The sequence below is a fragment of the Specibacter sp. NPDC057265 genome, assembly GCF_042668835.1.
Taxonomy (GTDB): domain Bacteria; phylum Actinomycetota; class Actinomycetes; order Actinomycetales; family Micrococcaceae; genus Specibacter.
The window spans coordinates 153,180-165,548 of the sequence record NZ_JBHUYE010000006.1; the positions used below are offsets into that span (position 1 = coordinate 153,180).

The window sequence follows — 12,369 nt, forward strand, 5'->3', positions numbered from 1 at the left end:
CGAACCCCGTGCCGTGCCTGGTCCCCCGGCGGATGCGGCGGGTTTAAAAGTCGCCGCTGGCGTACAGTTCCCGGCCCCGGTGCACTGTTTGCAGGCATCGCGGATCGGAGCCGGTGTCCAGGGCCGGCAGGAGCGGAGTGCGGGCACGGGGGTCGGTGGACCAGGACTGCACCCTTTCATCCGCGACCTGCACCATGAGCTCCTCCACATCCCACACGGCGAAACTGGCGGGGGCACCGGCTGCCAGCTGTCCCTGCATGAAGTTGGGCTCCTTGGCGGCCCGCCAGCCGGCCCGCGTATGGGCTATGAATGCCGCCCGGGCCGAAATGCGCGAGCCCGGTTCGCTGTGGTTGAGGGCTGCGCGGATGCTGGCCCAGGGGCTGAGCGCTGTCACGGGCGCGTCGGACCCAAAGAATACCGGCACCCCTGCTCCATAGAACTTGGCCACCGCTTTGACGGTTGCCGCCCGCGGGGCGCCCAGACGTTGGGCGTACATGCCTTCGGTGCCGCCCCAGTGCGCGTCAAAGGCGGGCTGGAGCGAGACGCCGACGGAGTATTTGGCCAAAGCCTCCAAGGCGGCCCCGTCCACCATCATGGCGTGCTCCAGGCGATGCCCCGCCGCCCTGAGGGCGTCGATCCCCACAGCCCCTGCGGCCTGTTCCAGTGCGGCGACGGCAATGTCCATGGCGCCATCGCCAATGACATGGAAGCCTCCGGACAGTCCCAGCTCCGAGGTGGCGGCAAAGTGCGCTGCCACCTGGTCCACAGTCAAATGTGCCGTGCCGTACGAGTCCGGCGCGTCGGCGTACGGCTCACGCAGCAGCGCCGACCGCGACCCCAGGGATCCGTCAATGTTGATGTCACCGGCCAGGCCCAGGATGTCAATGCCCGCCGCTGCCAGCTCCGCCACCACCTCCCTCGCCTGCGCCGCATCCGACACCAGCTGGCCCCAATACGGCAAAACCTGGGGAAGCGCCTCCCCGGCATCCGCGGCGCTCAGAGCCATCAACGAGGCAAGATCCGCCACGGAGCCCACATGGGGGGCGCTCATTTCCGCCAGCCCCACATACCCCTGGGCGGCGGCATGCTTCAGTGCGCTGCGCTGGACAGCCGCCAGCTGCTGCGGAGCCAACGTCCTGGCGCCGTCCCTGGCACTCTTGTGGGCCAGGCCGCTGACCAGTCCCGCACCGTCCCAGCCAGGGAGCTGCGCCAGGCCCAGGCGCTGCGCCAGCGCTGCCGACACCAGCCCGGAATGGACATCCACCCGCGCCAAATAAACCTCCCGGCCACCGGCGGCACGGTCCAGCTCATCCGCCGTGGGCAGGACCGGATCCGGCCAGGCGGCATTATCCCAGCTGTGGCCCAGCAGCAGCCCGCCTGCTGCGGCAGCGGCCCCAGCCACCAGGTCAAGGACCTCCCGGGCAGAGCGGGCGGCGGACAAATCCAGCGATGTCAACGCCAAGCCGGTTTCGGTAAGGTGCACGTGCGAGTCCACGAAGGCCGGCGCGATCAGGGCCCCGCCAAGGTTGACCTCCCGCATCCGCGAATCCAGCAATGATCCGGCGGCGTGCTCGGACCCCACCCAGGCCACCACGTCCGAGTCCACCAGCATGGCGGTGGCAAAGGGGTCCGCGGCGCTGTACACCGATCCGTTGCGGTACATGGTCAATGACATGAAAAGCTGTCCTTTCGACAAACAGAAATAATTCCAGAAGGGCCCTGCCGGACCCGGGACGTCAGTCCGACACGGCGCCGTAGGCCACCACGCCCCGGCGCAGCAGGTCCATGGCCTCGCGGCAGGTCTTGGCAAATCCGGGCGGAGGCGCGGGAACCTGGGAGAGCTGACCGAGCATGTCGATGACCTGCTTGGTCCAGCGGACAAAGTCGCCTGCGGCCAGGTCGGTGTTGTTCAGGGCGTCCTGGAGGCTCCGTCCGCGGGCCCACTTGTACATGGGCCACACCAGTCCCAGCTCCGGCTCCCCCGTCAACGGCAGCTTGTGCGCCTCCTCGGCGTCCTGCAGGGCGGACCACAACACCACCACGTCCTCCACCGCCTGTTCCAGGCTGACGCTGGGCATGCGCGGACGCATCCCCTCGGCGTCGCGCTTGGACTGGTAGACCAGGGCCGTGGTGAACGCCGCCAGCTCGGCGGCATCCAAATCATTGAAGGAGCCGTGCCGCAGTGCCAGTGCAGTGAGCAGGTCCTTCTCGCCGTAGAGGCGGCGCAGGCGTTTGCCATCGTCACTGGGCCGCAGGTTCCCCTGCCCGTCGGTGGCCACAAAGCCATAGCTGGACAGCAGGTCAATGACCCGGTCAAAGGTGCGGGCAATGGTGTTGGTGCGTGCTTGGATGGCCCTGACAATGCCGTCGGTTTCCTTGCGCAGCTTCCACCAACGCTCCGACCAGCGCGCATGGTCTTCGCGTTCGCTGCAGCCGTGGCAGGGGTGCGCCCGCAGGGCCCGGCGCAGGGCGGCGACCGCGCGGTCCTCCTCCGCCACGGTGCCGGGCAGCGCGAAGGCGGCGGAGCGGTGCGGCCGGTGTCCTTGGCTGTCAGCGAGTTTGGCGTCCACGGCAGCCAGCAGATTCCGTTTGTCCTTGGGCACCTTGACGTTGAAGCCCTTGGGCACCCGCACCTGGGCCACGGCCTCCACGGGCATGGACACGTCATGGACATTGAGTCTGCGGTAGTCCCTGTCCACCCCGAGGATTCCCGGCCGGGGGGTGCGTGCACTGCTGTCGGCGTCAATGACCACCGCATACCCCGGGCTGCGGCCTCCGGTCACCATGATCACGTCCCCGGCCCGCAGACTGCCCAAGGAATCGGCGACGGCGTCGCGGCGCGCCTTGGCCTTGCTGCGGGACGCCCCGGATTCATGGTCGGACAGCTCCCGGCGCAGTTTGGCGTATTCGCGGTAGTCGCCCAAGTGGCAGTGCATGGCCTTTTCATAACCGGCCAGCGACTCTTCGCGGGAACGTACCTGGCGGGCCAGATCCACCACCGAACGGTCGGCCTGGAACTGGGCGAACGACGATTCGAGGATCTCCCTGGTGCGGGCCCGGCCAAACTGTGCCACCAGGTTCATGCTCATGTTGTAGGTGGGCCGGAAGCTGGAGTTCAGCGGATAAGTGCGCTTGGAGGCAAGCCCGCCCACGGCGCCGGGATCCGTTCCCGGCTGCCACAGCACCACTGCGTGGCCTTCGACGTCGATCCCGCGACGGCCCGCGCGCCCCGTCAACTGGGTGTACTCGCCCGCGGTGATGCTTACATGCGCCTCGCCGTTGTATTTTTCCAGCTTTTCCAGCACCACCGTGCGCGCGGGCATGTTGATGCCCAGGGCAAGTGTTTCAGTGGCGAAGACCGCGCGGACCAGACCATCGACAAAGAGGCCCTCGACGATCTCCTTGAACCGCGGCAGCATGCCCGCGTGGTGGGCGGCCAGTCCCCGCAGCAGCCCGTCGCGCCAGCCCCAAAAGTTCAGCACCTCCCGGTCCGCGTCCGGCAGGTCGCTGCAGGCCGCATCCACGCGGCGCGCAATTTCATCGCGCTCATCCGGGGTGGTCAGCCACAAACCGGCCGCGGCGCACTGCTCCACGGCGGCGTCGCAGGCTGCGCGGGAAAAGATGAAGGTGATGGCGGGCAGCAGATCCCTTTTTTCCAACGCCCTGATCACCTGGGGACGGGACGCGGCCTTCGCCCAGCTGGGCGGCGCGGTCCGCACCGGGCCGCGGTCCTCCTGCCACCGGGAACCGCGTTCCTGGTAGCCGCGGCCCCGGGAACCTCCACCACCGCGGCGGCCGTAACTGCTGGAACGGCCAATGCTGATGGACTCCGAACGGGCCAGTTTCAACAGTTCCGGATTGATCTTCGGCGATTTGGCGGCCCGGCCATCCTCAGCGGGGGCGGCCTCCTGAAAGGGGACGTTGTCCGCAAACAAGTCCACCAAATCCTTGCGGACCAAAACGTGCTGCCACAGGGGCACGGGGCGGTGTTCGGAAACCACCACTGCGGTGTCACCCCTGACGGTGCCCAGCCAGGCACCAAATTCCTCGGCGTTGGAGACGGTGGCGCTGAGGGAAATCACCGCCACCTCGGTGGGCAGATGGATGATCACTTCCTCCCACACGGCACCACGGAAACGGTCCGCCAGGTAATGCACCTCATCCATGACCACATACGCCAGGCCGGCCAAGGTGGCGGAGTCGGCATACAGCATGTTCCGGAGCACCTCGGTGGTCATGACCACCACGGGCGCCTCGGCATTGATGCTGGTGTCACCCGTGAGCAGGCCCACGTTCGCGGCACCGTACTTGGCGGCCAGTTCCTGAAATTTTTGGTTGCTCAGGGCCTTGATGGGAGTGGTGTAGAAGGCCTTGTTCCCGTGCTGGAGTGCACGGAAGACGGCGAACTCGCCCACAATGGTCTTGCCTGCCCCGGTGGGTGCGGCAAGCAAAACACCGCGGCCGGCCTGTACGGCACGGCACGCGGTGTTTTGGAAATCATCCAGCTCAAAGTCCAGGCTTGCCTTGAAATCTCCAAAATCGCTTCCGAGGTCGCGGGTGCGCTCCTTGGCCGCCAAGTAACGTTCGGAGGGGCTCAGCATTTCAGGGTTGTGCATGCTCCAAGCCTACGCCAGGGCTGCTGCGTGAAAATCCTCGCCGGGGACGCTTTAAAGGATCTCCAGGTCCGTGGACGGCGTGGCTTTGTCAGCGTCAAGTTCAGCTTGTTTGAGCCGCTTGGCGTCCCTGCGGTCCCGGCGCCTGTCATTGATCAGGCACAAGCCAATCGCGCCAAAGTACAACACCAGCAAGGGTGCGCCCAGGAAGAACATGCTCATCACGTCCGAGCCGGGGGCGGCCATGGCCGAGACGATGGTCACGCCCAGGATCACAAAGCGCCAGGCCTTCAGGTAGGTGCGCCCACGCACCATGCCAAGGGCGTTCAGCGCAAACAACAGGATGGGCACCAGGAAGGAAACCCCCATGAAAAGCATGAGCTGCATGGCGAACTGGAGATACTCAAGCGCCGTAATGATGTTGGCGCTTTCGCTGCCGGCAGGGGTGAATCCGGTCAGGGCCTTGACAATATTGGGCCAAATGACCCAGCCGGCGTAAATGCCGGCAAGAAACAGCGGCACCGAGGCGAACATGTAGGAAAGCGTGTAGCGGCGTTCCTTTTTGGTCAATCCCGGGGTGATGAACGCCCAGAGCTGGTAGATCCACACCGGCGAGGCAATGATCAGGCCCAGGATCAGCGAGATCTGGATCTTCAGGTCAAAGGACGTTGTGACACCTTGAAAGTTCAAGGTGGCAACAATGTTCCGGGACGCGCTGATGTCACGCAGGGGCTGGGTCAGGGCAAACAACAGCGGATCGTAGAGGATCCAACCAAGCACCACGCCGGGGAGCATTGCCAAGGCGCTTTTGAAGAGGCGGTTGCGGGCCTCGATCAAGTGCGCCTTGAGCGGCATGCGCCCTTCAGGGTTGGCCTTGCGGCCCTTGGTGGTGCCCACCGGAGCTGCTGCCGTTTCTATAGCTGAGCGCCGGTACCGGTTCCGGTACCATCGCCCGTGACATTGCCCTGCGGCGGGTTGTTGACAATCCGGCCCTCATAGGGGGCCTCCGGCGTGGCCTGCGGGGTGGGCGCCGGCTGGGCGGGGGGCGTCGAGGGGGTGGGCCGGGGAGAGGCGGCGTCGTCCTTGCCGTCGTTCTTCATTTCCTTGACCTCGGATTTAATGATCCGCATGGACTGTCCCAGGCTGCGGGCCATGCCCGGCAGCTTCGGGGCGGCGAAGAGCAGGAGCACAACAATGATGATGATGGTGATAGCCCAGGGGCTCTCAAAAAGTCTTCCCACGGTAACGCCTTTCCTTTTGGTTCATCCTACGTCTTGTAAAGCTGTGATGTCGCGCAAGGATTGGAGCTGGCCGCGTTCTTTCCGGCGGGCGACGCGCCTTTGGAGGCGGGCAAAACGCCGTTGCTCCCGGGCAGCTACGTAATCATCCTTCATTTTTTCAGGCGTTGCAAAAACCGCGCTGCCGGACACCTCGTCGGGGGTCTCTGTACGCCGCGCCGCCGTGGCCCGTTCCAGGCTCTGGGCCCAATAGCTTCCCCGTTCCTCGCCTGCGGCGCCCACGGCACGCATCAACGCCGTGCCGCCACGCCAAAGCCTCCAGGCAAGAAAGGCAACAAAAAGCAGGGACACGGCAATAAGCGCCGTCCAGATGAGAACCCACGACCACCAAGGCATAACAGGAGTCTATCGGCCGCGGCCGGGTGCGGCGTCCGCGGTTTCGCCCACAGCGTGAGCGCCGTCATAACTGCGTGCTGCCCGCTCCAGCCAGCCGGCCGTGTCAAAGCGCACCTGCGGCGGCGCGACCACGCAGGCGCTTCCCCCAAGCCTGGCCATCAGCGCGGGCACAGTGGCCGGGTCGCCCACCAGAAAACGCATACCCACCCAGCCCTGAGGTGTGGCCCCCCACGCCGCTGGATCCTTGGTCCGGACGGCAAACAAACGGGCATTGTAGGCCGGCGCCAGCCGCTCGGCGGTGCGTTGTTCAGCCAGCAGGCAAAGTTCCGTGTCGTTGCTGCCAGGGTGGTAAACACCCGCCAGGGGATCCCCCTGGCTCCCTTCCGGCACAGCGGCAGCCTGCGGCCCCACATCCTGCAGGGACTGGATGCGGTCCACCCTGAAGCTTCGCAGCCCCCCGGCCCGTCGGCACCAGGCACGCAGGAACCACGCCGAATCAACGGAGAACAGCCGCCGGGGTTCCACCGTCCGCTCCCCCACCTCGTCCCGGGACGCCACCAAATAGCGGATGACGCAGGCCCGCTTGCTGTTAATGGCCTCCTGCAGGGCCGTGATGGTGTCAATTTCCATCCCGGAGACCAGGTGGATGCCCACGGCATCACTGAGCCAGGCGTCCTGGCCCGCCACCGCGGCGACTTGTTCCGTGGCCTGAACCAGCGCAGCCTCCCTGCCTGGGTCGACAACCGCCCACAGGGCACGCAAACCAACCAAAACCGTGCAGGCCTCCTCGCGGGTCAGACGCAGCGGGCTGGCAAGCGTTTCAGCGTCGCGGATGAAAACCTGGCCCGATTCCGTAATGACGTCCATGAGGTCGCCATGATAGTAGCCGGGCAGGCCCGTCACGTTCAAGGTGTCCCGGTCCCTGGCCCATTCGGCTGCCGTAATGCCGAATTCAGCCAGCACCTGCGCTTCCTCCACCCCTGGATTGGCCACCAGATACGGCACCATGGACAACAGCCTGATGAGCCGGTCCCGGGAATCCCTTTTCCGCTTCGGGGCGGCCTGCACGGCTTTGGCCCAGGACAGCTCCGTGGCGTCAACCGGGGTGCCGGCGGCGGCCGCCGCCGCACGCAGGCGCCGGACCACCTCGCTGCGCAGCGCCGGAGGGCTCAGAAGGTGCGCGTGCGCCCCCAGGGCTGCGACGTCGTCGGCCATGAGTTCCGGCTCGCGATAGGACACGCGCACAACGTCCCAGCCCGGCCGCGGCGGCCACAGCGCACCCCAAGGCGCGGCCGCGCACTGCTCGGGCGTCAGCAGCCGGGTTCCCGGCCGGGACCTTAATTCGTGGGCGGAATTGACGGGCACGGCAATGTCCGCTTCGGCGGCCTCTCCGGTGCCCAGCTCGCTGAGCAGGGAGGAAATGTTGAAAGCCGCCGGCGGGGCAAAACCACCTTTGCCGTGCACCTCCACCTCGGAGGTGATGCGCGAGAGGCGGAAGCTGCGCCGGCGGTCCTTGTCCACGTCACGGCCCACCAAATACCACTGGCCGTATTTGTTCCCCAGCCCCCACGGCTCGATCGTGCGTTCGGCGCTGGCGGCAGCACCGGCGCCGCGGTAGCCGAAGGTGACCACTTGATGGTTGCGCAGGGCCGTCCACAGGGGTTCAAACGCCGGCTCAACCGTGCGGATCCGGGATTGGACGGTGCTGTCATCCTCATACCAGCCGGTGCCGGAACGGGCGGCTATTTTCCGCAGCGCCGATTGCGCCGCCTCCCCCAGGGTCGCCTCGGCCCACAGGTTCGCCGCCACCGCCACCAGTGCCATGGCGGACTCGTCCAAGCGCACCTCGGGCACCTGGTAGTCCTCGGGGTCGATGCGGTACAGGGCCTGGTCCTCGTCGCCGCTGCCGGAAATGCCGTAGCTGATGATGGGGATGCCCAGCTCCAACAGGGTCTTCTTGTCCCGTTCAAACATGCGGTTGAAGGACTGCAGCGCCTTTTCCTCATCCTTGCCGCCTGCCGCCGGGGCCAGGTATCCATTGACGTGGCCGCGGATATGGCTTTTGCTGTAGCCGCGCCGGGTTCCCAGCAGGGCAATCACCAGGTTGAGCAGGCGTTCGGTGGAATCGATTTTCGTGGACACATGGCCTAGCGTACTAGCGCCTGACCCATCCAGCGGACACTTAAACCAACAACCCGCAGCCACGGGCCCCTTTCGCACAAGGTGCTGGGGGGCATTGGCTGCGGGTTGGTGGCGACGGTGGTGCCGCTATCGCACGGCCACCAAATCAACCACAAAGATCAAGGCTTCATTGGGGCCAATGGCTCCGCCGGCGCCGCGTGAACCATACGCCAGCTCCGAGGGGATTTCCAGCCGCCGGCGTCCGCCGACCTTCATGCCCAGCAGGCCCTGGTCCCAGCCTTGAATGACCTGGCCCACTCCGGCCTGGAAATCCAGGGGCGCCCCGCGTCCCCAGGAGGAATCAAATTCCTCGCCCGTGGAGAAGGCCACACCCACATAGTGGGTGGACACGGTGCTGCCGCGGACCACTTCGGTGCCGGTGCCAACAATCAAGTCCTCAATGACGAGTTCCGTGGGCACACCGTGATCCGGGAAATCAATTTCCGGTTTGGTGCGGTCGAGTTTGCGTTCTCCAAAAGACATGCTGCTCCTTAGAAATGAAAAGCCTATTGCGCTGCGGCAATACCCAGAATATCAACAACGAACACCAGATCGCCCTTGGTGTCGCCGGAAGCCTGATCACCGTAGGCCAGGGCCTGGGGAATGACCAGCAGCACGCGCGAACCCACGGTCTTGCCGGCCAGCCCCTGGGTCCAGCCCTTGATGACTTCCTGCAGGGAGAAGGTGGCTGGTTCGCCCCGCTCAAAGCTGGAATCGAAGATCTCCCCGCTGGCAAAGTTCACGCCCACATAGTTGGCCACAATGGAATCCTCCGCGGCCACAACGGCGCCCTTGCCGGTGATCAGGTCCTGGGCAACCAGCTCGGTGGGTGCCTTCGCATCCCCAATGGTGATCGCGGGAGTGCCCTGCCCGTCCTCTGCAACAGTGGGCAAGCCTGCCGGCGGGGTGACCGGGTCCCCTTCGGGCTTGGCCAAAGGCTCCACAACCGGCGGGGCATCCTTGGCGCTCTTGACCTGGAACACGCTCATGCTGGCAGGTGTCGCTTCCTCGGCGGGGGCCTGGGTGGTGGCCGCGGCAGCCTCGGATCCCGGCATGCCGTAGGCAATGTAGGAACCAACCTTGGCCGCGGTGAAGGTGGTGAAGACCAGCGGGAACTGCTGTTTGAAGGTCTCATCCAGAACAATCTTTCCACCCGCTTCCTTCGTGAAGTTCTCACCAAGGGTTTCCCCGGATTCAGCGTTGAGGGCAATTTCGCGGAACTCCACGATCTGTCCCTCCCGGATCTGTTCGCCGGTTCCGTCGCTGACCAGGGCCATGGATTCAGCCTCAATGGCCAGCGGCTTGTCGAAGGTCACCGTGGGGGCCTTGCCCTCCCCTTCGTCCTTGACCTTGACGGAGGCCAGGACCTCGGCATTGGCCGGTGGAATGGAAATGGCGGCATCCCCGGAGGCTGCGGGGTCCGATGACCCGGGGGAACAAGCCGTCACCAGGAGCAGCAGGGGCAGTAGCAGGGCAAGAAGTCGGCGCACAGGGACACTTTCGGTGGCTGGATTCGTTAGGGGGCAGATTGCGGCGCGGGCCTCCGCTGGGGTGGGCCGCGCCGTAAACCTGAAACAGCCTATCCGTGAAAGCTGGGCATAAGCTGCAACGGTTCCGGGCCCCGGTGCGCACCGGCGCCGGGATTAAAAACTGCGCAGTGAGGCAATCAAGGCATCCACCCGGGGATCGGTGCTGCTGAACGGGTCCTTGCACAGCACCGTCTGGTGCGAACGGTCATTGAGCTTCAAGTGCACCCAATCCACCGTGTAGTCCCGGCCCGAGTCCCGCGCGGCGGTCACAAACTGGCCCCGCAGCGCTGCCCGGGTGGTGGCCGGCGCCCGGTCGACGGCGTCGCGCACCTCATCCTGGCCGATGACCTGTGCCGCCGCTCCCCGGCGTTCCAGCATGTTGAACAGTCCCCGTTCGGGGGAAATGTCGTGGTAGCGCAAATCCAGCTGCGCCACCTGGGGGGACCCCCATTCCAGCCCATGGCGCTGCGCGTAGGCGCCCAGGAGTTTGGCTTTGATGGCCCAGTCAATTTCAGTGTCTATGCTGGCGTGGTTCCCAGATTCCACCGCATCGAGGGTGCGTTCCCACAGCTCCAAAACTTTGGGCACGAGTTCGTGGTGGGCGCCGTTGGCCTGGACAAACGCGGCGGCCCTGCCCAGATATTGGCGCTGCAGCTCAATGGCGTTGATGGTGCGCCCGTCGGCCAGTTTCAAGGGGTGCCGGCCGGTGATGTCATGGGATATCTCCCGGATGCTGCGGATGGGGTTCTCCAGGCGCAGATCCGGCATGATGGTGCCTGCCTCCACCATGCGCAGGATCAAATCCACACTGCCGATCTTGAGCATGGTGGTGGTTTGGGACATATTGGAGTCCCCGGCAATGACGTGCAGGCGGCGGTACAGCTCGGCATCGGCGTGGGGTTCGTCGCGGGTGTTGATGATGGGCCGGGAGCGGGTGGTGGCGGAGGAGACCCCTTCCCAGATATGGTCCGCCCGCTGGGAGAAGGCGTATTTTCCGCCCTGCTGGGCGGGCAGCACCTTCCCGGCACCGGAAATCAATTGCCGGGTGACGAGGAAGGGAATAAGAATGTCCGCCAGGCGGGAAAATTCGCCCTTGCGGGTGATGAGGTAGTTTTCATGGCTGCCATAGGAATTGCCGGCCGAATCCACATTGTTTTTAAAAAGGAATACTTTTCCGCTGTACCCTTCCTGTTCCAAGCGTTCCTGCGCTTCCTGGACCAGCTCATGCAGGATCGCCTCCCCGGCCTTGTCATGGGCTATGAGTTGGCCAATGCCGTCGCATTCGGCCGTGGCGTACTCCGGATGCGAACCCACATCCAGGTACAGCCTGGAACCATTGGGCAAAAACACATTGGAGGACCGCCCCCAACTGACCACCTTGCGGAACAGGTATCTGGCCACCTCCTCCGGTGACAGCGGACGTTTGCCCGGTGCCGAGTAGGCGACCCCAAATTCAGTTTCAATGCCAAATATTCGCCGATCCACGCCCTGGTTCTCCTTGTTTGGTGAAGCCGTCTCCGGCGCATAATTTTAAAAGCCAAGCTGCAGTGTTGCCGTTCTTCCAGGCTGCTTCAGCCCAGGAGCCCGGCCACCTCGGTGTTCGTCAGACGCCTGAACGCCCGGTGGGATCCGTGGGTCCGTGTGGCGGTGCGGTCCAGCACCGCAACTTCCACATTGCCCGCCGCCAGCGCCGTTCCCACCGGGGATACGGTTCCCACCGGGGACACCGTTGCCTCCCGGGGTGCAGTTCCCACCGGGGACACCGTTGCTTCCGGGGGTGCCGGTGCTGCGGGCCGGGCAGTTTCCGCCGCCGGCACGGTGGTGGGCCCGGCGGCCTGCGCCCGTGGCGCGGCCAAGGCAGTGAGCGCCCAGCGCAGCACCCCGGGCAGCTGTCCGCCCGTGTGCCAGTGTTCGGCAAGGGAGGCCTGGACCAGCTCCGCCCGGCCGCCCATGGCCAAAAAACCGCGTTCATCGGTGATGGAGCCGTCAAAGTTCAGCCGGAACAGGCTGTCATCCTCCTGCTCCCGGCCCACTTCGGCCACGGCCAGCTCCACTTCAAAGGGTTTTTGCTCGGCGGTGAAGACGCTGCCAAGGCTTTGGGCATAGACGCTGGCCAGGCCCCTGGCGGTGACGTCCACACGGTCGTAGGAGTAGCCGCGGACGTCGGCGTACCTCACGCCTGCCTGGCGGAGGCTTTCAAATTCGTTGTATTTACCCACCGCAGCGAAGGCGATCCGGTCATAGATTTCACCAATTTTATGCAGCGTGGGTGAAGGATTTTCGGCCACCAGGGCAATCCCGCCCGCATAGCTGAGCACCACCACGGATTTGCCCCGGGCAATGCCCTTGCGCGCAAAATCGGCACGGTCCTTCATGACCTGTTCCGGGGATACGTAGAATTGCTGGGTCATG

At 65.3% G+C, this 12,369-nt stretch carries 10 protein-coding genes; all 10 read right to left on the minus strand.

The features are described 5' to 3' along the window. Positions 1–43: 43 nt before the first annotated feature. The gene (locus tag ACFUCV_RS06800; protein ID WP_380813777.1) at positions 44–1,675 is read right to left on the minus strand and encodes an amidohydrolase; all 1,632 of its coding nucleotides are present in this window, start codon (positions 1,673–1,675) and stop codon (positions 44–46) included. A gap of 61 nt (positions 1,676–1,736) precedes the next feature. Continuing rightward, positions 1,737–4,616 (minus strand): DEAD/DEAH box helicase, encoded by a 2,880-nt coding sequence (locus tag ACFUCV_RS06805; protein ID WP_380813780.1) that lies wholly within the window; start codon positions 4,614–4,616, stop codon positions 1,737–1,739. 51 nt (positions 4,617–4,667) lie between these two features. Beyond that, the gene (gene tatC / locus ACFUCV_RS06810; RefSeq protein WP_380813783.1) at positions 4,668–5,510 is read right to left on the minus strand and encodes a twin-arginine translocase subunit TatC; all 843 of its coding nucleotides are present in this window, start codon (positions 5,508–5,510) and stop codon (positions 4,668–4,670) included. A 17-nt stretch (positions 5,511–5,527) separates the two neighbouring features. Continuing rightward, positions 5,528–5,854, minus strand: a complete 327-nt coding sequence (gene tatA, locus ACFUCV_RS06815; RefSeq protein ID WP_380813786.1) for a Sec-independent protein translocase subunit TatA — start codon at positions 5,852–5,854, stop codon at positions 5,528–5,530. A gap of 21 nt (positions 5,855–5,875) precedes the next feature. Beyond that, on the minus strand, positions 5,876–6,247 hold the full coding sequence (locus ACFUCV_RS06820) for a hypothetical protein (RefSeq protein WP_380813789.1): 372 nt from the start codon (positions 6,245–6,247) through the stop codon (positions 5,876–5,878). A 9-nt stretch (positions 6,248–6,256) separates the two neighbouring features. Next, positions 6,257–8,389: a helix-turn-helix transcriptional regulator gene (locus ACFUCV_RS06825; protein ID WP_380813791.1), complete on the minus strand. Its 2,133-nt coding sequence runs from the start codon at positions 8,387–8,389 to the stop codon at positions 6,257–6,259. Positions 8,390–8,515: 126 nt separating this feature from the next. Next, positions 8,516–8,911: an FKBP-type peptidyl-prolyl cis-trans isomerase gene (locus ACFUCV_RS06830; protein ID WP_380813794.1), complete on the minus strand. Its 396-nt coding sequence runs from the start codon at positions 8,909–8,911 to the stop codon at positions 8,516–8,518. A 23-nt stretch (positions 8,912–8,934) separates the two neighbouring features. Further along, positions 8,935–9,918 (minus strand): FKBP-type peptidyl-prolyl cis-trans isomerase, encoded by a 984-nt coding sequence (locus tag ACFUCV_RS06835; protein ID WP_380813797.1) that lies wholly within the window; start codon positions 9,916–9,918, stop codon positions 8,935–8,937. 153 nt (positions 9,919–10,071) lie between these two features. Beyond that, positions 10,072–11,442: a Pup--protein ligase gene (gene pafA / locus ACFUCV_RS06840; protein WP_380813800.1), complete on the minus strand. Its 1,371-nt coding sequence runs from the start codon at positions 11,440–11,442 to the stop codon at positions 10,072–10,074. An 86-nt stretch (positions 11,443–11,528) separates the two neighbouring features. Continuing rightward, positions 11,529–12,368 carry a proteasome subunit alpha gene (gene prcA / locus ACFUCV_RS06845; RefSeq protein ID WP_380813803.1) on the minus strand — a complete coding sequence of 280 codons (840 nt, stop codon included), beginning with the start codon at positions 12,366–12,368 and terminating at the stop codon, positions 11,529–11,531. Position 12,369 lies beyond the last annotated feature (1 nt).